Source organism: Celeribacter baekdonensis B30, assembly GCF_000299875.1.
Classification (GTDB): Bacteria; Pseudomonadota; Alphaproteobacteria; order Rhodobacterales; family Rhodobacteraceae; genus Celeribacter; species Celeribacter baekdonensis_A.
The window spans coordinates 17,403-37,307 of sequence record NZ_AMRK01000008.1; the positions used below are offsets into that span (position 1 = coordinate 17,403).

The 19,905-nt window shown below is 57.7% G+C and carries 26 protein-coding genes and 1 tRNA gene; 14 read left to right on the plus strand and 13 right to left on the minus strand.

The features are described from left to right. Nucleotides 1-229: 229 nt before the first annotated feature. The gene (locus B30_RS13780; RefSeq protein WP_009572719.1) at nt 230-1,138 is read right to left on the minus strand and encodes a LysR family transcriptional regulator; all 909 of its coding nucleotides are present in this window, start codon (nt 1,136-1,138) and stop codon (nt 230-232) included. Nucleotides 1,139-1,236: 98 nt separating this feature from the next. Here B30_RS13780 and B30_RS13785 point away from each other — a divergent pair, with 98 nt between their 5' ends. Next, nucleotides 1,237-1,887: a DUF4386 domain-containing protein gene (locus B30_RS13785; protein ID WP_009572720.1), complete on the plus strand. Its 651-nt coding sequence runs from the start codon at nt 1,237-1,239 to the stop codon at nt 1,885-1,887. Here B30_RS13785 and B30_RS13790 read toward each other — a convergent pair. Beyond that, nucleotides 1,884-2,903 carry an RluA family pseudouridine synthase gene (locus B30_RS13790; protein WP_009572721.1) on the minus strand — a complete coding sequence of 340 codons (1,020 nt, stop codon included), beginning with the start codon at nt 2,901-2,903 and terminating at the stop codon, nt 1,884-1,886. The two genes, B30_RS13785 and B30_RS13790, sit on opposite strands and share 4 nt — an antisense overlap. Between B30_RS13790 and B30_RS13795 the strand changes: the two genes are divergently transcribed. The 8 genes from B30_RS13795 to B30_RS13830 all read left to right on the plus strand — a co-directional run bounded on the left by B30_RS13795 (nt 2,902) and on the right by B30_RS13830 (nt 9,486). Further along, nucleotides 2,902-3,222 carry a DUF6476 family protein gene (locus B30_RS13795; protein WP_009572722.1) on the plus strand — a complete coding sequence of 107 codons (321 nt, stop codon included), beginning with the start codon at nt 2,902-2,904 and terminating at the stop codon, nt 3,220-3,222. The genes B30_RS13790 and B30_RS13795 overlap by 2 nt on opposite strands. A gap of 294 nt (nt 3,223-3,516) precedes the next feature. Beyond that, nucleotides 3,517-4,776, plus strand: coding sequence for a site-specific integrase (locus tag B30_RS13800; protein WP_009572723.1), 1,260 nt, complete (start codon nt 3,517-3,519; stop codon nt 4,774-4,776). Between the two features lie 504 nt (nt 4,777-5,280). Beyond that, complete coding sequence (locus B30_RS13805; protein ID WP_009572724.1) at nt 5,281-5,883, plus strand: hypothetical protein; 603 nt, start codon at nt 5,281-5,283, stop codon at nt 5,881-5,883. 131 nt (nt 5,884-6,014) lie between these two features. After that, the gene (locus B30_RS13810; protein ID WP_009572725.1) at nt 6,015-6,227 is read left to right on the plus strand and encodes a helix-turn-helix transcriptional regulator; all 213 of its coding nucleotides are present in this window, start codon (nt 6,015-6,017) and stop codon (nt 6,225-6,227) included. Beyond that, a complete protein-coding gene (locus B30_RS13815) occupies nt 6,227-6,484 on the plus strand; it encodes a hypothetical protein (protein WP_009572726.1) in 258 nt (85 codons plus the stop codon). Before B30_RS13810 ends, B30_RS13815 begins: the two co-directional genes overlap by 1 nt. Continuing rightward, complete coding sequence (locus B30_RS13820) at nt 6,477-7,376, plus strand: DUF7146 domain-containing protein (protein ID WP_009572727.1); 900 nt, start codon at nt 6,477-6,479, stop codon at nt 7,374-7,376. The genes B30_RS13815 and B30_RS13820 overlap by 8 nt, the downstream gene beginning before the upstream one ends. Then, nucleotides 7,373-9,259 (plus strand): DUF927 domain-containing protein, encoded by a 1,887-nt coding sequence (locus B30_RS13825; RefSeq protein WP_009572728.1) that lies wholly within the window; start codon nt 7,373-7,375, stop codon nt 9,257-9,259. The genes B30_RS13820 and B30_RS13825 overlap by 4 nt, the downstream gene beginning before the upstream one ends. Next, the gene (locus B30_RS13830) at nt 9,256-9,486 is read left to right on the plus strand and encodes a hypothetical protein (RefSeq protein WP_157789816.1); all 231 of its coding nucleotides are present in this window, start codon (nt 9,256-9,258) and stop codon (nt 9,484-9,486) included. Before B30_RS13825 ends, B30_RS13830 begins: the two co-directional genes overlap by 4 nt. 52 nt (nt 9,487-9,538) lie before the next feature. On the opposite strand, the gene B30_RS13835 is transcribed toward B30_RS13830, so the two are convergent. The 3 genes from B30_RS13835 to B30_RS13845 all read right to left on the minus strand — a co-directional run bounded on the left by B30_RS13835 (nt 9,539) and on the right by B30_RS13845 (nt 11,644). After that, nucleotides 9,539-10,429, minus strand: coding sequence for a DUF3037 domain-containing protein (locus tag B30_RS13835; RefSeq protein ID WP_009572730.1), 891 nt, complete (start codon nt 10,427-10,429; stop codon nt 9,539-9,541). Continuing rightward, nucleotides 10,426-11,238: a HipA family kinase gene (locus B30_RS22200; protein WP_157789817.1), complete on the minus strand. Its 813-nt coding sequence runs from the start codon at nt 11,236-11,238 to the stop codon at nt 10,426-10,428. Before B30_RS22200 ends, B30_RS13835 begins: the two co-directional genes overlap by 4 nt. A gap of 148 nt (nt 11,239-11,386) precedes the next feature. Then, nucleotides 11,387-11,644 (minus strand): hypothetical protein, encoded by a 258-nt coding sequence (locus B30_RS13845; RefSeq protein ID WP_009572733.1) that lies wholly within the window; start codon nt 11,642-11,644, stop codon nt 11,387-11,389. 95 nt (nt 11,645-11,739) lie between these two features. On the opposite strand from B30_RS13845, the gene B30_RS13850 reads away from it, so the two are divergent. From B30_RS13850 to B30_RS13860, 3 genes are read left to right on the plus strand one after another with little or no spacing between them, the layout of a single operon-like run. Next, nucleotides 11,740-12,066 (plus strand): hypothetical protein, encoded by a 327-nt coding sequence (locus B30_RS13850; protein WP_009572734.1) that lies wholly within the window; start codon nt 11,740-11,742, stop codon nt 12,064-12,066. Then, nucleotides 12,063-12,434, plus strand: a complete 372-nt coding sequence (locus B30_RS13855) for a hypothetical protein (protein ID WP_009572736.1) — start codon at nt 12,063-12,065, stop codon at nt 12,432-12,434. The genes B30_RS13850 and B30_RS13855 overlap by 4 nt, the downstream gene beginning before the upstream one ends. A gap of 26 nt (nt 12,435-12,460) precedes the next feature. Further along, complete coding sequence (locus tag B30_RS13860; RefSeq protein WP_009572738.1) at nt 12,461-12,874, plus strand: hypothetical protein; 414 nt, start codon at nt 12,461-12,463, stop codon at nt 12,872-12,874. Between the two features lie 776 nt (nt 12,875-13,650). Here the strand turns inward: B30_RS13860 and B30_RS13865 are convergent. Next, a tRNA-His gene (locus tag B30_RS13865) sits at nt 13,651-13,727 on the minus strand. A 187-nt stretch (nt 13,728-13,914) separates the two neighbouring features. Here B30_RS13865 and B30_RS13870 point away from each other — a divergent pair. Next, entirely contained in the window at nt 13,915-14,103 is a 189-nt protein-coding gene (locus B30_RS13870) for a DUF6324 family protein (RefSeq protein WP_009572740.1), read from the plus strand. 3 nt (nt 14,104-14,106) lie between these two features. On the opposite strand, the gene B30_RS13875 is transcribed toward B30_RS13870, so the two are convergent. Next, complete coding sequence (locus tag B30_RS13875; protein WP_051130636.1) at nt 14,107-14,589, minus strand: MmcB family DNA repair protein; 483 nt, start codon at nt 14,587-14,589, stop codon at nt 14,107-14,109. 96 nt (nt 14,590-14,685) lie between these two features. Here B30_RS13875 and B30_RS21475 point away from each other — a divergent pair, with 96 nt between their 5' ends. Continuing rightward, nucleotides 14,686-15,546: an aminoglycoside phosphotransferase family protein gene (locus tag B30_RS21475; protein WP_009572743.1), complete on the plus strand. Its 861-nt coding sequence runs from the start codon at nt 14,686-14,688 to the stop codon at nt 15,544-15,546. 241 nt (nt 15,547-15,787) lie between these two features. On the opposite strand, the gene B30_RS13885 is transcribed toward B30_RS21475, so the two are convergent. The 6 genes from B30_RS13885 to B30_RS13910 form a co-directional block, all read right to left on the minus strand. Beyond that, entirely contained in the window at nt 15,788-16,096 is a 309-nt protein-coding gene (locus tag B30_RS13885) for a hypothetical protein (RefSeq protein ID WP_009572744.1), read from the minus strand. 201 nt (nt 16,097-16,297) lie between these two features. After that, nucleotides 16,298-16,786: a transcription antitermination factor NusB gene (gene nusB, locus B30_RS13890; RefSeq protein WP_009572745.1), complete on the minus strand. Its 489-nt coding sequence runs from the start codon at nt 16,784-16,786 to the stop codon at nt 16,298-16,300. Beyond that, complete coding sequence (locus tag B30_RS13895) at nt 16,783-17,343, minus strand: 6,7-dimethyl-8-ribityllumazine synthase (RefSeq protein WP_009572746.1); 561 nt, start codon at nt 17,341-17,343, stop codon at nt 16,783-16,785. The genes nusB and B30_RS13895 overlap by 4 nt, the downstream gene beginning before the upstream one ends. Before the next feature lie 3 nt (nt 17,344-17,346). After that, nucleotides 17,347-18,453, minus strand: a complete 1,107-nt coding sequence (gene ribB / locus B30_RS13900) for a 3,4-dihydroxy-2-butanone-4-phosphate synthase (RefSeq protein WP_009572747.1) — start codon at nt 18,451-18,453, stop codon at nt 17,347-17,349. Between the two features lie 140 nt (nt 18,454-18,593). Further along, the gene (locus B30_RS13905) at nt 18,594-19,151 is read right to left on the minus strand and encodes a hypothetical protein (protein WP_009572748.1); all 558 of its coding nucleotides are present in this window, start codon (nt 19,149-19,151) and stop codon (nt 18,594-18,596) included. Beyond that, nucleotides 19,148-19,747, minus strand: a complete 600-nt coding sequence (locus B30_RS13910) for a riboflavin synthase (protein ID WP_009572749.1) — start codon at nt 19,745-19,747, stop codon at nt 19,148-19,150. The genes B30_RS13905 and B30_RS13910 overlap by 4 nt, the downstream gene beginning before the upstream one ends. Between the last annotated feature and the right edge of the window lie 158 nt (nt 19,748-19,905).

A 19,905-nucleotide genomic window follows, 5' to 3' on the forward strand; every position in this document is an offset into this window, starting at 1 on the left:
CTGCGCCTTATGTAATGACCTTTAACATGGGGCGCGCCATGTTACAACACTTAACATCAAGCGCCGCATCCTGACTTAGGATCGCACCACGCGCCCTTCAAGGGCGGCACCTTATGGCTGCACATGATGGCAGCAATGACGTCCTACATTCAGAATTCTAACGAAGGGTGAAACAAATTCCGCCGTGACACCACGGTATTTCATCCCTCTCACGGCAATGTGCCGTCTGTTACACCGTTATATATTGCACCAAAGAGTCGAACAATGCGCGAATTCGTGCAGAAGTGCGCAGCTCCCTATGCGCCACCGCCCAGAGATCATAGTGAATCGGCGGATAGGACCCGACCCGCACCAGATCGCCCATCTGCGCAGCGACCCGCTCCGGCAATATTCCAACCCCAAACCCCGCACACAGCATATCCGCCACCACGAGATGCGAATTTGACAGGCGCATGAACTGGCGCTCCGCCACCTCAAGCCCGAGCGTTGAGAGTGCCGCACGCAGGCGCGGGCCGCTGTCATAGCCGATGAAATCCGCCCGTGAGAGGTCCGCATGGGCGGAGTCCGGCCCCAGCGTGGCGGCATAGTCTTTGGCGGCATAGAGATACACCGCCTCAGAGCGCAGTTTGCGCGCGATCAGGTCAGGTTGGGTCGGGCGAAAGGACCGGATCGCCACATCGGCTTCGCGACGACGCAGGTCGGAGGCCTCGTTTGAAACCAGCACCTCGATTTGCAACCCGGGCGCTGAGCGGCGCAAAGCGCTGAGCACGGGCGCAAGGTAGTAGGCCGCGACGATTTCCGACACGGACAAGGTCACACTGCCCTCAAGCGTTGTGGCCTGCCCCGAGGCCACCCGTGCCGCCTGGGTCGCCGCTGCGCCCATGGCGCGGATATGGGGCAACAAGTCCAGCCCCGCCGGGGTCAGGCTCAATCCGCGCGGGACGCGGTCAAACAGCGTCACGCCAAGCTCCGCCTCAAATGCCGCCACCTGTCGCCCCAATGTCGGCTGGCTCATGTTGAGCGCCCGCGCGGCGGCGGAGAAGGACCCGGTTTCCGCCGTGACCAAAAAGGCGCGCGCATGGGTCCAGTCAAAGCGGGCGGCGCGAAAGTCGGTGAGGGGAGCGTTTGGCTTATCCATGCAAATATGAATATCATAATGGCAAATTTAGGCAATATGACACATATTAACGCATAGGTATGAGAGGGCATCACATGTTGTTCCCGAAGGAGTCCCCGATGTTGACGCCCTCCCCCGCACTCTTCGCCCGACTACGCCGAGCCGGGATGGCCTATTGGGTCATCATCCTCGCCGGACTGAGTTCCGAAATGATGTTTCGCGCCACGGCCCTGTCGGCCACATCACTCTCACAGACGGTCTCGGCCTTGCGGATCAGTGCGCTTTTGGACAGCGTGATGATTGGCGCGGACATCTATGTCGCGTTGACGTTTTACGCAGTGTTTCGCGCGGTTGATCCGCAAAAAGCGCTGTTTGCCATGGTGTTTCGGCTGACACAGGGGGCGGTGATTGCCGGATCTTTGATGTTGCAACTGGCCGCTCTTCACGCCCCGGATCAGGCCGCTTGGCTCATGGCGGCACAGGCCGATGGCTATGATCTTGGCTTGCTGTTCTTTGCGCTCAACACGGCACTGATGGCGCAGCTTTTGTGCCACTCCGGTCTGCTGTCGCCTATGACCAAGCGGGTCTTGCCCCCTTTGCTCATGGCCTCGGCGCTGATCTATGGAATCAACAGCACGCTGGCACTTTTGGGCTCAAACTTTGCCGAAACCCTTGCGCCCAGCTATGCCATTCCCCTGGTGTCTGAGAGTTTTTTCGCCTTCTGGCTGCTGGTCTCACGCCACAGCCAAGCCGTCGTTTCACCGCATTAGAGGTGATCCAAAAGCCCCTGCATATCCTCGGGCAGAGGCGCCTCAAACAGCATGTCCTCGCCCGTCACAGGATGCACAAAGCCCAGCACGGCCGCATGAAGCGCCTGACGCGGAAAGGCCGCGACGGCATCGCGCGCCACCTCTGAGAGGGCTTTGTGATTGAGCTTGCGCCGCCCGCCATAGGTTTGATCGCCAACCAGACCATGCCCGGCATGGGCCATATGCACACGAATTTGGTGGGTGCGCCCGGTTTCCAACCAGCATTCCACAAGGCAAAGCTGCACAGGCGTGCCATAGGTCTCAACCACCCGCGCGCGGGTGATGGCGTGACGGCCCTCGCTAAACGACACCGCTTGTTTTTGCCGATCGGCCTTGTGACGGCCCAGCATGGTGGTGATACGCATCACATTGGAGCCTTCAAAGCTCACGCCTTTGACGCCGCGCAGACGCGGGTCCATGATGTCGGGCATGCCATACACCAGCGCATAATATTTGCGCTCGACCGTGTGTTTTTCGAATTGTTTGGCAAGGCCTTGATGCGCCTTGTCCGATTTGGCAACGACCAAAAGCCCCGATGTGTCCTTGTCGATCCGGTGCACGATGCCGGGGCGCTTTTCCCCGCCGATGCCCGACAGGTTGTCACCGAAATGATACATCAACGCATTGACCAAGGTGCCCGACGGCGAGCCCGGCGCGGGATGCACCACCATACCGACGGGTTTGTTGATCACGATCAGATCGTCATCCTCATAGATCACCTCCAAAGCGATGTCTTCGGCGACGATCTCGACGTCGGCAGCCTGTTCCACAGTGATCTCAACCCGATCCCCCGCCGCGATTTTACCGGTCTGGTCCGTCGCCACCACGCCATTGACGGTGATCGCCCCCTCGGCCAGCAATTTTGCCAGGCGCGAGCGCGACAGCGTGGCTTCTTCTGGCACATCGCGGGCAATCGCCTTATCAAGGCGTTTGGGCGGGTTGTCCGCAATGACGAAAGCAACGGTGGTGACAGACATGAGTGATCCGATTGAGTTGGACCCAAAAGACATGGCGGGATTGACGCTGTTGCGTCGGCTGGTCACCGGGCTTTTGGTCGTGATGATTTGCGGGTTTCTAGTCCTGATTGGACTGCTTGTCACCCGTTTCCCTGACATGAATACGCCAAGCACGCCTGCGATCTCGTTTGATCTGCCAGAGACGATCACTTTGCCCGAGGGCGTGAACCCCACCGCCTTCACCCGTGGAGACGACTGGGTGGCAATTGTCACCGATGATGCGATCTTGATTTACAGCGCTGAAACCGGCGCGCTGCGCCAGACGGTGTTGCTGAAATAACGCCGAATAGCACGACAGCCCTGATGCGTCACATAGAGATGCGTCACATAAAACGGATGGGTAAAAGTGGTACCACCACCCCGGCTCGAACGGGGGACCTCCTGATCCACAATCTCTAGGTCCCGACTTTTCTCCAAAATGCGCGGTCTTGCATATAGGTGCATAGTCTATTGTTTTATAAAGATTAATGTCGTACTTTCACCACATGGGCTTGCACTGACTTTCTTGCACCGTGGTAGCCCGGTGGTAGCCGCGTGGTAGCCCGGTGGTAGCCAGAACATGAAAGGCCCGACAATGACCAAGCTCACAAAACGCACTGTTGACGCCGCCAAGGTTCAGCCAAAGCGATATATCCTCTGGGATAGTGAGATCGCGGGCTTTGGCCTTCGCGTCTCTCCCACAGGTAAGAAAACCTATGTCCTCAAATATCGCATCGGCGGCGGACGTGCGGGCCGTGTGCGGTGGGCTGTGATTGGCACTCATGGAACCCTAACCCCTGAGCAAGCGCGTGACGCGGCCCGCGTTTGGGCCTCTGAGGTGGCGCAGGGCGGTGATCCGGCAACGGACAAAGCGGACGCAAGAAAAGCGCCCACCGTCAAAGAGCTTCTGGAAAGCTATGTGAGGGATCACGTCAAAAGAAAGAACAAGGAAAGCACAGCGGCGGATATTGAGCGGCAGGTGGACAAGATAATCGTCCCCGCACTTGGCAAGCTCAAGGTGGCTGACGTGACCCGCCCGGACATTGCCAAATTTCACAACGCGCTTGCCGCCACGCCCTACCAAGCCAACCGCGCCCTTGCCACACTCTCGAAGGCGTTCAACCTTGCCGAAGTCTGGGGGATGCGGCCCGACAACTCCAATCCCTGCTATAAGGTCGAACGCTTCAAAGAAAAGGCACGGGAACGCTTTTTAAGCGCGACGGAGTTCCAGCGCTTGGGGGAGACCCTGACGCGGGCAGAACGCGAACCCATGACGCAGACAAAGGCGGGCCGGGATCGCTTGATTAGAGTGAACCCCGAAGCCATCCGCGCAATCCGCCTCTTGATTTTCACGGGTGCCCGTGTTGGCGAAATCTTGTCCCTCCGTTGGGAATACATCGACGCCGAAACAGGCCGCGCAAACTTGCCGGACTCAAAGACCGGAAAAAAGGTGTTGCAACTCCCTGCCCCGGCTCTTGAGGTTCTGAACCTCTCAAAGCGGCCCGAAGACGGCAAAGGCTTTGTGATCCGGGGCGGTGACGCCTCAAACCCTGAGGCCCCTCTAGTGAACCTCAAAGACCCTTGGTTGATGATCCGCACGGCGGCTGGGCTTGAGGACGTGCGCCTCCACGATCTGCGTCACGCCTTTGCATCGGTCGCGGTCACCGGGGGCATGTCACTGCCGATGATTGGCGCTTTGCTGGGCCACCGCGAAACGCAAACCACACAGCGATACGCTCACCTTGCGGACGATCCTCAGAAGGCGGCGGCGGGTCAAATCGCCTCCCGGATTTCTGACGCAATGCGCGGCGGAGACGGCGGCGCTGAGGTGATCCCGTTGCCCAAAAGAGGATGATCTGAGCGGCATATCTAGGGGGCGGCACCTGCCCGGCCAATCAATATCTAGGGGCCGCTCCCACGCCGTTTCGCCCTCGCACATACTCAAAAACCGCGTTACTTTTGTTACCCCGTTACTTTACCATCAAATTATTGATTTTAATATAAAATATCGTAACTATTTTTTGTGACCAAGAGTTTGGGTTTTGTTACTTGTTACCTTTTTCAGCCGCCAAACCCGCCCAGCGCACCCTGATGCAAGAATATGAAAGAGCGCCCCGCGCTGGGCGGGTGTCAAAAATCGCCTTAAATCGCCTGTTTTTCCGACTTCACGAAACACAACATATAGTGTCTTGGCGATGAGGTCCGCCGACGCACAGAAACTTATCCACAGACTTCCCAAGTCCGCCCCAGGTGTGAGATATTGCAGTGTGGGCGGCTAGGGTAGCTCCCGAACATGGCAGACCTCACGCGCCATTGTCGCCCGCTTCTAAACGCGTGAGTACGGGGAGTGTGGGGGCACATGAACACAGCAATTAAAATGTTTGACGACAGCGCATTTGCGGAAATGGCGCGGGCGGCTCAATCTATAGAGCAAATGCACACACGGCTTTCTGAGGCAATCCCACCGGATTTTGCCAATCGCCTCTCTTCGCAATTTCAAGGTTTCGACCTTAAGAACACCATCCAATGGCCAGAGGGTTTGTCTGACCAGATCGCAAACAGCTTTTCTGTTCCAAATCCCCCCGCGCTTACCTCTCTCTCAGATAGTTTAGCGGAGACTGCGGAACGGATGCGCCGTTCCCTTGCAGTTCCCACACTTATTCGCCCCACTCCTGAGGAGGTCGCTTCACCAAATACGGAAACCGCGCCACCTCCTAGGAACAAAGGTGGGAGGCCATCATACGCATGGCGATATGTGGGCATGGAATTATTTGCCATGGATCTACTGCGGCGCGGCGAAGAGAAAAGCCGGCACGGGTGCGCAAAACGGCTGGTGGCGACATTTGGCTTCACGCCAAGTCATAACACTTGGGTTGAAAAGAGCGGGCTAATTGTATTTGGAAACAGTGAGCGCGCGGCAATTGATCGCCTTTCCGAATACTTAAAAAACTTCATAATTTAAACAGGTTGACATAGTTTCCGCGAAAACCAGAAGAGCTTTTCAGTAAAAAGAACAGGGTTTTCGGAAAAGACAATCGTGCCGCACTTGCACAGTTTCATTCCATGCAACGCAAATGGAAAGGATGTTGTGCAATGTTTGAACTCTTGCAACCTGATCGCCTACTTTCTCGCTCTGAAGTAGAACTGAATTTTGGCGTATCGCGCCGCTTTCTCGAAGTCTCCGCTGTGCGCGGTGACGGCCCGCCCATGATCAAGATTGGTCGCTCTGTCCGCTATCGTGTGGGTGATCTGCGCGAATGGATTGAGGCCCGCAAGGTCACGTCCACCTCTCAGGAGGTGCAATAATGACCACCCGCGTCCCAACTCCTAAAATCTTTATCGGGTCGGATGGGCAATTGAGCTTAGGGCGGGCGGATCAAACTCGCTTTCACAAGCTTGATCTGACCAATCACGACGAAACCATGCTGGAAAAGCTGGGGTTTGTAATCAAGGCTTACAACCGCTTTGCGGCTTTCACTGAAGCCGTTGAACGCGTTGAAACGGTTATCCAAAAATACGAAAGCCTTGGGCTTCCGCAGTGGGAGGACAAATCCCATGACTGAGGCCGAACGCATTACCCGCGCACTTGGGGGCGAATGGCGCGGCTCCTCTGGCCTTGCGCCCTGCCCGATCTGCCAACCTGAGGGGCGGCGCGATCAACGGGGCTTGTCTCTCTCTGACAGCGCTGGGAGGCTCTTGGTGCATTGCCATAAGAGCGGCTGCGATGTGTTGCGGGACCTGCAAGCCCGCAATTTGACCGACACACCACGCGACCGTGCGCCCTATGATCCCGAAGAGGCCCAGCGCCGCAAGGCCGAAGAGCGCAAACGCGAGACCAAGCGCCTCAAGACGGCCCATGATCTTTTCGCGGAAGGTGTCTCTTGCGAGGGCACCGCCGCCCAAGCCTACCTTGAGGGGCGCGGCATTATGGGGATGCGGTTCAACCGGATCGCCCGCACCCTGCGCTTTCATCCCTCTGCCCTTCACGGGGCCTCCGGCCAACGTCTCCCGGCGATGTTGGCGCAAATCCGCGGCCCCAAGGGCGAACCGTTGGGGCTGCATCGCACCTTTCTCAAACCGGACGGCAGCGGCAAAGCCGATGTTGAGCCGCAAAAGATGATGCTTGGGCCGTCCTCCGGGGGCGCTGTGCGCTTTGGGCCGGACAATCGGGTGATTGCCCTTGCGGAGGGTATTGAGACCGCTCTGTCCGTGTCTCAGGCCTCCCGCCTGACGGTCTGGGCCACCTTGTCCACCTCTGGCCTAAAAGGGCTGATCCTGCCGCCGCCTCCCGTGGCGGAGGTGATCGTGATTGCGGCGGACCATGACCCTGCCGGGATTTCGGCGGCGGAACAAACGGCAGAGCGCCTTGAGCGCGAAGGCCGCGCCGTGTCGGTGATCTATCCGCGCACTCCGGGGAGCGACTTTAACGACCTTTTGAGCGAGGCGGGCCAATGAGTGAAAAAGACATCGCGCGGCTGGTCGAAGAGGCCGCACAAAAGGCCGAAGCCAAGAAACAAGAACGCGCTGGGCGGTGCGGAAAGGCCCAGACGCGGACCAAGAAAGGCCGCTTTCCGTTCAAGGTCGAAAAGGGCTTTGTGTGGCACGAAATCGACGAAAACACAGAGGACGGCGGCACCCGCAAAAAGTGGTTGCCCTTTGTCTCTGAGGTTCATGTCAAAGCCGCCACCAGATCGCCCGATAGCGACGATTGGGGCCTTCTCTTGGTCGTTGTGGACCCTGACGGGCAGGAACATGAATGGCCCATGCCTCAGGCGCTCCTTGCCGCCTCTGGTGAGGCCTTGCGGGCCGAACTCTTGCGGCTTGGGATGCGCCCAGCGCTGGGCAGTCGCAAATGGAAAGAATGGCTGACAGAGTACCTGGTCTGTGCGTGCCCCGAAGAGCGGGCGCGCTGTGTCGGGTCGATCGGCTGGCACGGGGAAACCTTCGTCCTGCCCGATGAGGTGTTTTCCAATACCGAGAGCAAAGAGCGGATTGTGTTGCAAAGCACGGCGCGCCTTGAACACGCCTACAACCAAAAGGGCACCCTTGCCTCATGGCGTGACGCGATCTCGATTCCGTCCTTGGGCAATTCCCGGCTTGTGCTGGCTATCTCCGCCGCCTTTGCCGCCCCCCTCTTGACCATCACGGGGGATGAGAGCGGCGGGTTTCACCTGCGCGGCGGGTCATCGCTTGGCAAATCCACCGCGCTTGAAGTGGCCGGGTCTGTTTGGGGTGGCGGCAATCAGGGCGGCTATAAGAAGACATGGCGCGCGACAGACAACGCTCTTGAGGGCGTGGCCGCGATGCACAACGGCGCGCTTCTGTGCCTTGATGAGCTTTCGCAGGTCGATGCCAAAGCGGCGGACAAGGCCATTTACATGCTGGGCAACGGCACGGGTAAAGGTCGCCAAAACAAAGAGGGCAACCTGAAAAAGGAACAGACGTGGCGCACCCTGTTCCTGAGCAACGGCGAGGTGTCCTTGGCCGATAAGCTCAATGAGGCGGGCAGCAAAACGGCGGCGGGCATGGAAGTGCGCTTGATCGACCTGCGCGCCGATGCCGGGGCAGGCCTTGGCCTTTTCGACCAAGTGCCCAACGGCGTCACCCCTGCGGAGTTTTCCCAACGCCTCAAGGCTGCATCCGGGGCACATTATGGCACAGCCGCGCGGGCGTTCTTGCGGGAACTGGTCGGGGATCTCCCTTGCTTTCGTGACGAACTGGCAAAGTTGCGCCGGGATTTTCTTGCGGATGCCGTGCCGCCCGGTGCGGACGGTCAGGTGCGCCGGGTGGCGGATCGCTTTGCACTGGTGGCCGCTGCGGGAGAAATGGCCTCTGTGTTTGATGTGACGGGCTGGCCCTCTGGTGCCGCGCGCGAGGCGGCGTTGCGGTGTTTCAAGGATTGGGTTTCTGAGCGGGGCGGTATTGGATCGGGTGAGGTGGCGGACGCACGGCGGCGCATTGCGGAGGCGATTGAGATTTATGGTCAGGCGCGGTTTCAGGATTGGAGCAATCGGGACCGGGCGGTCATTGCGCCCCGTTGGGGCTATGTCAAAGGCTGGGAAGAGGATGAGGACGCCGAAGCGGTCGGGCGGTGGCGTAAACTGGAATATGATTGGTTTTTCACCAGTAGCGGCCTGAAAACCGTCCTAACCGGGCTTGATCTCAAATCCGTGGTTTCAAGCCTGTTGGATCAAGGGGTGATTGTCGCCCAAGGCCCGACCAAAGGCCCCACCAAAACCTTTCACGTTCCAAACGCGGGCGGCAAGGTCCGCCTTTACCAAATCAACGCGGCGGCGCTGGGCGATGATTTAGACGCCTCTGAGGGGGATGTGGCGTGAGCATGACGCCCGACAAATGGGATCGCCTGAGACGGGTCTTTGCGCCCGTCTCAACCGCCCCAGCGCAACCGCCGCTCTATGACCCCCGGCAAGATCCTGAGGTTGCCCGCGACATGGCCGAAGAACGCGCCGCAATCCTTGAGTTTGACGCCGGGTTTAGCCGTGAAGAGGCAGAGCGGCGGGCGTTTGGGGGGAGCTATGTGAAATGGTACATCACTCACTCATAAAGCGTTGCCAAACCTTTGAGTTGCTCGGCATTTTACTGAGGCTATCTCGGCATTATTGGATAGGGTGATTCCGGATATCATCCTCGATTCTATCAACAAAATCTCCGCTATTTCGTTCCTCAATGACGTTATCTGTTCCGACGACACTTCGCAGAAATGTACATGTCGAGCGATATGTCGGCAGGAGGCTATCCTTCGACGGTCGACCAACAACAAACTGCGTCACAACCTCTCTTTTACCAGAAGCTGCTTTAACTGCAGTTGCAAAGCCACTCCATTTGCCTGCTTTGGCACTGATCCTATCTTCATCGGCCAAATCGAAAGACAATGGCTGTATTGCGTGGAATCTACCATTCTGATAGCCTGCTTGAAATTTAATTGGCCCCAAATCAGTCTGTATTTTCGGCTCGAATTCCATCTTTTCAATTAGTTTACGTTCAACGATCAGCTTGCTAATCCCTGACCAAACTTGATCATCACTTCGTGCAACTGGAGATTTCTCTCGATCAAAGGGAGCAACAAACCGTTGGAAAATTCCAGCAAGCCGATTTTCAGGAATAGTGCATAGCCCCACACCACCTTCGGCCCAAGTATAGCTTGAATCGAGACCATGTGCGATTAACGAAGCTAAGTGCATAGCATCATTCGCTTTACCAGACCAAGCCTCACGGCTTCTAGTTTCACTAAGAAGGTTTGGGGTGATAACATTCTCACGGGAAAACCGGTCTACGGCCCGAGTTATTTGCTTCAAATCTTCCGTGAAGGCTGCTTTGTCTATATCGGGATAAGCTGAAGTGACGCGACCGTCCCATCCTCTCACTGCCAACCTTAAAAAAGATGCTTCCCGCGCATACATAAGTACGCCGATATTCATTCGCTCTTTCAGCCAAGGATTGTGTCGATACTGCAAGAGGCAGTAGCTAAACGTGTATTTCTTGCTCATTTTAGCACTCCTCTCACTTGATCGATGAATTCACCGGCATGCTTACGGGCTTGTACCAGATAATCGATGATTTCGCACGCTGTGTCTTGGCACCATTTAACTGGAACACTTGATATGTAATCTTCGATTTTCCCGTCTGTAAGTGCTTCAAGCGTATTTGTGAAGTCATCTAGGAGATCATCCTCCAATCCACGGCAGCTTGGAAACATGATGTGCTGCATGGTACCGGGGAAGTGGTTACTAATTCCCCCACACTCCCATGGCATAATGGAACCATTGTAATCGCCACTTCGATGACATCTTTGAAAAGAATGCCCAAAGTCTATGACTTTAAAAGACAACCCTGAAACCAGCAGATTTGGATTTCCGCAACCTCGGTCCGTATTCTCAACCAAAGTATCAAAAAGATAGAGTAGCGCAGCATCTCTTTTTTGATTTTTGTGGACCAAATCCGACGTTTCCCACCGCCTAACAGGGCTAAACTGCGTCGATCCGAAAGCTGTGAGCGGCGCATATTGAAGGGCGGCACGAAGCCTTTGACCATTTGCTGTGTCAGGCAGAGTTTCAACAAAACGCGGTTCTATGGTGACCAAGCATGGCTCAGCGGCAGGGAGACCTAAGTCCAACGCGAAGAGATTAGCAACTAACTCCCCCACAAGATGATCTGTTGTCAGATCCTCATGAAAATTTTCATATTTGACGTATGCGTAGCGCACATTGCCATCAACATCATCACAAGCACAGAGCATTGGCCGTGACCTGCCAGTTTCCGCACAATCAATAAATTCAGAGGCTTCTACAGTTAGCACTATGACCACGCCGAATAAAAATTATCTTATAAAGACTAGGCATTTATGCCATGATTGCAAACTTTTTCAGAATTTTCGAAATACACTCTATGTGAGGCGCGGCTTCCTTACGTCCAGCGCGGCCTTTACCATTTTGAATTGTCGAGCGTCATTTCACATCATCGAGCTTTAATGCCACGCCCGCGCCCAGCGCTTGCTCTCCCTCACCAAGGAACTGAACCCCATGCGCCTCTAGCGCAGCTTTGACGGCTTCAACGGTTTCTAGAGACACAAGCCCCTTATGCTCGGGCTTCCCCTCTATACGCCGCAATGTGATGAGCGGGACGCGCGCGCTTTCGCAGAGCTGGGCTTGGGTCAATCCGGCCAGAACGCGCCCCGCTTTAATTTGTGCTTTGATGTGATCCATTGCGTCCTTCCTTGGTGGTAACTTTTTCTCACTGATACACTTGTTATCACCTCAGTCTAGTGATAGATAGTTATCACCAAGTGAAGGAGGCAACCATGACAATCAACCTTTCCACCCTCATGTCCGAAGCATGGAAAATCGTCCGGCGCTTTCGGGGCAATGGTGAACCCCTTTGGGGCTTGCTGTCCCGCGCGCTCAAATCTGTTTGGTGGCGCGCAAAACGGGACGCCGCAATTGCCGCCGCAGAGGCGGAAAGCAAGGCCCGTGATCTGGCCGAACGTGCCCGCCCTGCCGCTGTAATCTTCGCGGATATTCTCAGCCTCGAAAACAAAAGCCGCCTTGGCGTTGACGGCATTTATCGCCTGTCCACCCTACGCGCGGCGTATCGCACCGCCCTTGCGAATGAAAGGAACGCCGCATGACCCAGCGTGTGACCCGCCGCACCCTCTTGATCTCTCTCCCTGCCGCAGGGATGACCGCCGCCCTGCCCGCGCCCGGACGTGCACAAGGCCTCGGCACCCCCGCCCAGCGCCTCTTTCTCGAATGGCGCGCAGCGATTGCACAGGAACAAGCGGCCTATGATGCGGGGGAGTGCGACGAGGTTTGCGCGCAGCTTTTGAAGGGGCGCACAGCCCTTGAGGACAGGCTCATGGACACACCCAGCCAAACGCCGCGAGACCTCCTTTGCAAGATTGCCGCCTATACCAATTTCGGCCTGTTCGCCTTGCCTGAGACCATCGGCCAAACTCAAATCTGGAATGAAGCCCGCGCCCTGATCGGCGGCGCATAACCCATAAGCGAACGAAAGGAACGCGCATGACCAAGCTCCGCCCCATCCCATACACCGCAAATCAGGAGACGCACGGTTTGGCTCTGGCCGCTGATGTTGTTTACACCTCTGAGATTGCACAGATCGACAGGTTGCGGGAACGGCAAGCGGCCTATCGTGCGTCTCTCCCCACATCGCTTGAGGCCGCAAACCGCGAGGCTATATCGGTTCTCTCTGACCTCATTGAACCCGACGAACGCGGCGGCTTTCTTGAGGCTCTGCACCTTTCTATCGCGCTGGGCGCGATGATCAAAAAGGACGGGAACGCGCTGGGGTGCGTTGGCCCAGAAAGAGACGCCGCAATTTTTGTGTCTGAGCGGGTATCGGATGCCCTTCTACAGGTTCACGGCGAACTTGAGCATATGAACGCGGCGCTTCGGATGCCCATCAGCATTGGGTAAGGCGGTATCGTCTAAGTTCTCCATTTGATTGAACACGGCCTAGGGCAAGCGCTCTGGGCCTTTTCTGTATCCCCCGCGCCCCGGTAGGGCATGTGGCATTGTCGCGCCAAAATACCCGGCCACAGCACTGCGCGGCATGGATTGCCGCGAAAGGCCAAGGCCCAGACAAAAAAGCCCATGCCGCCCGCGCCATCAGGCCATCGGACCATCGCCGCATCGCTCTACGCCATATGGGGGGGGTATGCTGAAAATCTCGGATTTAAGCTAGGAACCGGGGAGAGGACTGTTATTTTCGCAGGTGCATAAATAGGAAAAAAAGACCAAGGGAAAACTACTTATTGTTTGTTTTCAATAGGTTATAAGTAACGAGGTAACAAAAGTTAAATTGGGTTTTGTTACCACCCCCACCAAATAAAATATAATAATAACAATAGGTTATATAATAAGTAACAGAGTAACAGAAGTAACAGGGGTTTTAGTCATGCCGGATTTGGTTTTCCGCTGAGGGTCAGACCTGAGGCGCATCCCCCCTGTCTGAATTTCGAACGCCGCCACCCGGCGCGGCCCGTCAACCAAGTGGGATCACCCCCGACCGGATTGCCCTGTCCGTTTCATGTCTTGAACACGATCACAGCAAACGCGACCTCTCCCCATGCCCATCCGGGGCGCGGGGATTCTATAGGCTCAAATCACCGCGAAATTCTGCACGGTGGTAGCCCGGTGGTAGCCAGAGTTTTTGGGATCATCGCCCAAATCGTGTAAGTTATTGATTTTAATGGTACCACCACCCCGGCTCGAACGGGGGACCTCCTGATCCACAATCAGGCGCTCTAACCTACTGAGCTATGGCGGCACTGGCGGGGGATTTACCTGTCCCTCCATCTGAATGCAAGGGCAGTTTACGAAAATATCTGTGCAAATCAATGTGGCGTGTGAGCAAAAGCGTAGCGCGGGTCACCCACAAGGGCGCGGCCTTGCGGCCTCTTGTCATCCAAGGCCCAAAGTCGTACTCCCTTTTGGGTCGAAAAGGAGCCAAGCGCATGGGCATCAACTCGGAACAAGATATCGAAGCAAACCTGCAAATCGGGCCAACCTCGCTTGGCATGGTGCGCCTGTTTATCGAGGCCAAGGGCGTTGAAATCCCGATGGATTTTGAACCCGAAGAGGCCGAAGAAATCGCCGAAGAGCTGTGCGCCGCCGCAGCCCAGGCGCGTAAACTGGCGAAATAAGTCTCAACCGCCAAACACGGCTGCAACACCCGGATCACGGTAGCTTTGCAACCGCAGCGCGGCTTGGCGGGCGAAACTCAGATGCAGAGCCTTGCGCCGCGCGGCGGGCAGCTTGACCTCGTCTGGCATCCGGATGATCTCTGCACCGTAGCCATCGGCGATGATCAACCCGGTCTCCTCGGGCAGGATCTCCACCGGAAACGCCTGATCCACCGCAAAGAAATAACGATCACACCAGGGCAGATAGCCCTGCCATTTGCTGTCCGAGGTAAAATCGGCGCGGCTGGATTTGCACTCAACCACCCAGACCTCCCCCTTCGGTCCCAGCCCCATCACATCAACGCGCAAGCCGCGTGTGGGCACCATTTCCTCAAGGCAGGTGACATCAAGCGTGCGCAAATACCGACAGACCCCGCGGGCGAGACGTTGACCGGGTTGGGTGTGAACCGGCTGGCGAGAGGAGAGGGCGGGATCATCGGCGTGCATGGCCCAAAGGTGAACAAAACATAAACAAATCACAAGAGGAAATCGAAAGCAAAAATTCACTCTTTCCCGTTTCCGCAGTCTCCCTATTGTTCACCCATGCTTGATCCGTCCCCCTATCTCACGCTTTGGTCTTTACATGCGCCGCGCCCGCTCAAGACAGAGGGTCACGCCCATGTCTGGCGTGTGATGGACGCAAAAGGACAAGCCGCCGCGCTCAAACTGTTTCAGCCCGGCAAAGGCGACAGCGAGCGCGCGGCGGAGCAATGGGACCGCGCCTTTGGCGCCTCGGGCCTCATCGCCCGGCTGCGCAACGCCCAAGGTGACGCGCTGTTGTTCGACTGGGCCGAGGGCGCGCCTTTGGGCGATCTGTCGCGAAGCGGTCAGGATGACCGGGCCACGTCAGAGCTGGCGCGTTTGACCGCCGCTCTTCTGCGCGCCGCCCCAAAACAGGCCCAAGGCTTTGCCGCCCTACCTGACTATACCCGCGCGCTCAGGCGCTTTGCCGGCGACTCACGCCTCCGGGCCTTGGAACACGTCGCAATGATGCGCGCCAAGGCCTTGATCGAGGTTTTGCTGAGCAGCACAGAACGGGTTCAGCCGATGCATGGCGATTTACACCATGACAATGTGATTGGGACGCCCGGCCACTGGACGGTGATTGATCCCAAAGCGGTTTGTGGCGATCCACATTACGAACCCGCCAATGCCTTTCGCAATCCAAAGGGAGCAAAGGACGAAACCCTGTCCGTCGCGCGTTTCGCACGGATGGCCGAGGCCTATGCCCATGAAACCGGTCTGGATCGTCAGCGGCTTTTGGACTGGGCGGCGGTCAAATGCGCGCTCTCGATCTGCTGGACCTTGGCCGCCCCCACCGCCCAGCCGCCGCGCCTCGACCTGATCCGCCTGCCCCGCCTTCTGGGCCTGTCGCAGAGCGCCCCCTTGTCTTCGGCCCGCTGACCCACTATCTCCTGCGGTGGCGGGATCTGCTCGTTTCGTACATATGGGTGCAAGACTCCGGTGGCCTTAAGCAACCGAAAGGGGGCTGGCTCTGTCCAGACCGTGGTTTGGTTATCTGGCGCCCACCTGAATATTCAGGCTTCGGGAGCAACGCACTGCTACGGATGCTGTGGTCCCCCGCCACTTTCAAACACGAAACGCGCCCTCGATTGGGGCGCGTTTCGTTTGAGCTTTGGGTGGTTTAAGAGCGATCTGTGCTTTCGACCCGGATCGGTTCCAACACGCGCAGCGGGATGTCATCGCGTTTGCCGCCATGATCGTCGTCGTCTTTCCCGGCCATCCGCATGATCGTGATTGCGAATTGCACCCCCGAAAACACCACGCCATTGGCCAGCCATAGAATCAGCACCGCAAGCCAACCAATGTCGGAATGGGTCACAAGGTGCCACATGTTGGCGACATTGAAAGAGAGCAGCGCAGCAACGAAGGCCGCCGAGATGGCAAAGCCAATCAGCACCTGAGTGATGTAAAGTTTGATGAGCTTGGGCATGGCGACGCTCCTCTGCGAGAACACATTCACAAACTGTAGCATATTGGGATGGATTTTCCACGTTCCCTTTCGTCGCAGGCGGCGTCCCCCTCCCCCCCCCCTCAACGCAACAACGCCCCGACGATTGCGGGGCGTTTGCTTCGAGAAGGTTCAAAAGGCGTCAAAACGCGCCTCACCTGTTGATGTGCTCGCCCTCAGGCCTCAAAACGCCTCGGGCCTCACTTCGCGGGCCATATGATCCAACACCGCGTTGACGAATTTCGACTCGCGCCCTTCGGGGTAAAACGCTTTCGCCACGTCGACAAATTCCACAATCACCACTTTCGGCGGCGTCAGCCCGGACAAAAGCTCCGCCCCCGCCGCCCGGAAAATCGCCCGCAGCGTCGAATCGATCCGTGCAATCGGCCATTTCGCCACCAAAGCACGGTCGGTCATTTGGTCGATCTTGGCCTGTTCATTGACCGCCACTTCGGTGATCTCATGGAACAGATCGCTGTCGCCGTCGATGAATTCGCCCTCTTCCTCGGTCACCAGACCAAAGAAGAAATCGTAAAACTGGCGGCGGACCTTATCGACCGTCATGTCAGAGGCTTCCATCTGAAACAGCGCCTGCACAGCGTAAAGCCGCGCGGCAGATTTCTTTTCGCGCTTTGAGGGCGGTTTCAGATGGTCGGTGTTGTCAGAGGTCATGCGTTTTTCGGTCCTGTGGATTCACTCGCCTGAGTGTCTTGGGCGAGACGGATCGCGTCGGAATGAAATCCCACGCCCTTGCTCGGATTTGCCCATTTGCGCGAAAGCGCGATGAGATGCAAGGCCGCAGCCGCCGCTCCACCGCCTTTATTTTGTCCCTTGGCCTCGGCGCGCACCACAGCTTGGTCGCGATTTTCGACCGTCAGGATGCCATTGCCGATGCACAGCCCTTGCAACCCCATCAGTTGCAAAGCCCGTGAGCTGTCGTTGCAGACCGTGTCATAATGGGTGGTCTCGCCGCGGATCACACAGCCCAGCGCGACATAGCCGTCAAAGTTCGACATCTTGTCCGCAATGGAGATCGCGGTCGGCACTTCCAAAGCGCCGGGCACCTCGACCAGATCCCAGGTGCCGCCGACCTCTTCGGTCACGGCCTTGGCGCCTGCGACCAATTCGTCGGCAATGTCTTTGTAATAAGGCGCGACCACGATCAAAAGTTTGACCGGCTTGTCGAATGTCGGCAGATCGAGGATGTGGTGCTGTTCATTCGCGGCCATGTCTTAGCCCTCCTGAGAAATCTTGCGGGTGCCGGTGATGGTCAGGCCAAAGGCCTCAAGCCCCGGCACTTTCGGCTGTGGGTTGTCAGTGACAAGGATCAGGTCATGCAGGCCAAGGGCGGCCAGAATCTGTGCGCCGATGCCATACTGACGCAGGGTGTGCGGCGAGGCTTCATCTTCGAGAACCTTCATCGTCAGGTCTCGCAGCAAGACCACGACGCCCCGGCCCTCGGCCGCGATCACATCCATCGCGCCTTCGATTTCGCGCGAGGTTTTGCCAATGCCCAATACGTCTTCAAGCGGGTTGAGCGCGTGCATCCGGGTCAGAACCGGCGCGGGCGTGGTGATATCACCCTTGGTCAAAACGATATGTTCCGCGCCTTGCAGCACGTCGGAATAGATCGTCATGTCCCATGTACCGCCAAATTCCGACACCACTTCGCGGTGGGCGGTTTTGGTCACAAGGTTGTCGTGACGGCGGCGATAGGCGATCAGATCGGAGATGGTGCCGATTTTCAGCCCGTGCTTCTGGGCAAATCCAACGAGATCCGGCAGACGCGACATGGTGCCGTCTTCGTTCATGATCTCACAGATCACCGAGCTGGGCTGAAGCCCTGCCAGACGCGCCACATCGACACCGGCTTCGGTGTGACCGGCGCGGACCAGAACGCCGCCATCACGCGCACGCAGCGGGAAAATATGGCCCGGCGTGGCAATATCCGTAGCCGTTTTCGACGGGTCAATCGCCACGGCCACTGTGCGGGCGCGATCATGGGCGGAAATCCCGGTGGACACGCCCTCTTTCGCCTCGATCGAAATGGTAAATGCGGTTTCGTGGCGCGAGGAGTTGTGCGACGCCATCATCGGCAGGCCCAGCGCGTCAATCCGTTCCCCGGTCAGCGTCACACAGATCAGACCGCGCCCGTGGGTGGCCATGAAATTGATCGCCTCAGGCGTGGCCATTTGCGATGGGATCACCAGATCGCCTTCGTTCTCGCGATCTTCGTGATCAATCAGGATGAACATCCGCCCGTTGCGGGCATCCTCGATGATTTCCTCAATCGGGGAAATCGCGGTGTCATAGCTGTCAGTCTCTGTGATGTCGGACATGGTCTCGGGCGGCCTCTTGATCCTTAGGGTGCCTCTCCGTACAGCGTCATGATCGCAAATGCCAGTCAAACGCGCAGGGCAAAGGCAATGATGCGCGCACAATTGCGCTGCATTTTCGCAATTCTCCAAGCCCCGTCAGGTCAGTCCGTGAAAAACACGGGCGCCGGGATAAGTCCCGCCAATTTCCCGGCTGCAACCCATTCCGCCTCAAACGGCGCATCATGGATCAGCAAAACAGAATCGCGCGGCAGCTTTGTCCCCTCAAACAAGGCATTCAACGCCGCCCGCTGCGCGCCCCATCCGGTAAGGGGCGCAGGCGCGCGCCCTGCGCGATCAATTCCCGCCAGTGCGGCAATCGTTTCGGGTTTCAAGGGCCGGTGAACCGCCGCGATCCGCGTGGCTTTGATCTGTGCCAGCGTGTCGGAATAGCGCGCAGGCAAAGCGTCCCCGACCCGGATCAGCCGCAGCGCGTTCGACGAGAACAGAAACCCCAAAACATCGCGCCCGGTGCTGGCCCGGATCGAGGCGTAAGACCGATACGGCAAGCCCAGCTCTGCGGCCCGACGCACCCGCATCCGGATCACTTCGATCGGCAATGTCTCTCCCAACAAGCCCTTGCGCGCTTTGCTCCAAGCCACGGTGCGAAACCTCACGCCGCGATCAAAGGCCGGGCCGTTGTTGTGCCCGATGCCGCTCATGCCTGCCACTCCTGAAGCCGCGCGACATAGCGCGCCAATGTGTCGATCTCCAAATTCACCCGATCACCGACCTTGGCCGCGCCCCATGTGGTCACCTCCTGGGTGTGCGGGATCACATTGATGCCAAAGCTGCAGCCCGCCACCTCATTGACCGTCAAAGACGTGCCATTGAGCGCCACCGAGCCTTTGGGCGCGATGAATTTGGCCAGAGCTTCGGGGGCCTCAAAGCTGATCCGCGTGCTCTCGCCCTCGTCCACCATCGCCGTGATCACCGCCACGCCATCAACGTGCCCCGACACAATGTGTCCGCCCAATTCGTCGCCCAGCTTCAAGGCGCGTTCAAGATTGACCGGCTTGCCCACCGCCCAGGCACCGATGTTGGTCTTTGACACCGATTCCGCGCTGATCTGCACGTCGAACCAGTTTTGCGGCGACACGCCAAGCGCCACCACCGTCAAACACACCCCATCACAGGCAATGGATGCGCCGATCTCGATCCCATCGACGTCATAGCGACAGCCGATCCGCGCCCGCAAATCGCCACGCTGCTCCAATTCAAGCACTGTTCCGACGTCGGTGATGATCCCTGTAAACATGCCGCCTCCACGCGTTGATCGTTGGGTTGCGTTAGGGGTAACGCCCCGCTTGCCCCCCTGCAAGCACCCGCATGACGGGCGCGGAGGGTTTGTTCATCTTTTTGCGCCAAACTGACCCCTGCTCTTTCTCACCAGCGATCTGGCCACGCGCTGCGCCC

Excerpts from the sequence above, each read along its gene's own strand:
- B30_RS13820 (WP_009572727.1), top strand. The coding sequence starts at position 6,477 with ATGACTGAGGCCGAACGCATTACCCGCGCACTTGGGGGCGAATGGCGC.
- B30_RS13875 (WP_051130636.1), bottom strand. The coding sequence starts at position 14,589 with ATGCACGCCGATGATCCCGCCCTCTCCTCTCGCCAGCCGGTTCACACC.
- B30_RS13780 (WP_009572719.1), bottom strand. The coding sequence starts at position 1,138 with ATGGATAAGCCAAACGCTCCCCTCACCGACTTTCGCGCCGCCCGCTTT.
- B30_RS13825 (WP_009572728.1), top strand. The coding sequence starts at position 7,373 with ATGAGTGAAAAAGACATCGCGCGGCTGGTCGAAGAGGCCGCACAAAAG.
- B30_RS13910 (WP_009572749.1), bottom strand. The coding sequence starts at position 19,747 with ATGTTTACAGGGATCATCACCGACGTCGGAACAGTGCTTGAATTGGAG.
- B30_RS13855 (WP_009572736.1), top strand. The coding sequence starts at position 12,063 with ATGACCCAGCGTGTGACCCGCCGCACCCTCTTGATCTCTCTCCCTGCC.
- B30_RS13810 (WP_009572725.1), top strand. The coding sequence starts at position 6,015 with ATGTTTGAACTCTTGCAACCTGATCGCCTACTTTCTCGCTCTGAAGTA.
- B30_RS13860 (WP_009572738.1), top strand. The coding sequence starts at position 12,461 with ATGACCAAGCTCCGCCCCATCCCATACACCGCAAATCAGGAGACGCAC.
- B30_RS13850 (WP_009572734.1), top strand. The coding sequence starts at position 11,740 with ATGACAATCAACCTTTCCACCCTCATGTCCGAAGCATGGAAAATCGTC.
- B30_RS13885 (WP_009572744.1), bottom strand. The coding sequence starts at position 16,096 with ATGCCCAAGCTCATCAAACTTTACATCACTCAGGTGCTGATTGGCTTT.
- B30_RS13845 (WP_009572733.1), bottom strand. The coding sequence starts at position 11,644 with ATGGATCACATCAAAGCACAAATTAAAGCGGGGCGCGTTCTGGCCGGA.
- ribB (WP_009572747.1), bottom strand. The coding sequence starts at position 18,453 with ATGTCCGACATCACAGAGACTGACAGCTATGACACCGCGATTTCCCCG.
- B30_RS13785 (WP_009572720.1), top strand. The coding sequence starts at position 1,237 with ATGTTGACGCCCTCCCCCGCACTCTTCGCCCGACTACGCCGAGCCGGG.
- nusB (WP_009572745.1), bottom strand. The coding sequence starts at position 16,786 with ATGACCTCTGACAACACCGACCATCTGAAACCGCCCTCAAAGCGCGAA.
- B30_RS13790 (WP_009572721.1), bottom strand. The coding sequence starts at position 2,903 with ATGTCTGTCACCACCGTTGCTTTCGTCATTGCGGACAACCCGCCCAAA.
- B30_RS13805 (WP_009572724.1), top strand. The coding sequence starts at position 5,281 with ATGAACACAGCAATTAAAATGTTTGACGACAGCGCATTTGCGGAAATG.
- B30_RS13895 (WP_009572746.1), bottom strand. The coding sequence starts at position 17,343 with ATGGCCGCGAATGAACAGCACCACATCCTCGATCTGCCGACATTCGAC.
- B30_RS13800 (WP_009572723.1), top strand. The coding sequence starts at position 3,517 with ATGACCAAGCTCACAAAACGCACTGTTGACGCCGCCAAGGTTCAGCCA.
- B30_RS21475 (WP_009572743.1), top strand. The coding sequence starts at position 14,686 with ATGCTTGATCCGTCCCCCTATCTCACGCTTTGGTCTTTACATGCGCCG.
- B30_RS13870 (WP_009572740.1), top strand. The coding sequence starts at position 13,915 with ATGGGCATCAACTCGGAACAAGATATCGAAGCAAACCTGCAAATCGGG.
- B30_RS13795 (WP_009572722.1), top strand. The coding sequence starts at position 2,902 with ATGAGTGATCCGATTGAGTTGGACCCAAAAGACATGGCGGGATTGACG.
- B30_RS13835 (WP_009572730.1), bottom strand. The coding sequence starts at position 10,429 with ATGAGCAAGAAATACACGTTTAGCTACTGCCTCTTGCAGTATCGACAC.
- B30_RS13815 (WP_009572726.1), top strand. The coding sequence starts at position 6,227 with ATGACCACCCGCGTCCCAACTCCTAAAATCTTTATCGGGTCGGATGGG.
- B30_RS13905 (WP_009572748.1), bottom strand. The coding sequence starts at position 19,151 with ATGAGCGGCATCGGGCACAACAACGGCCCGGCCTTTGATCGCGGCGTG.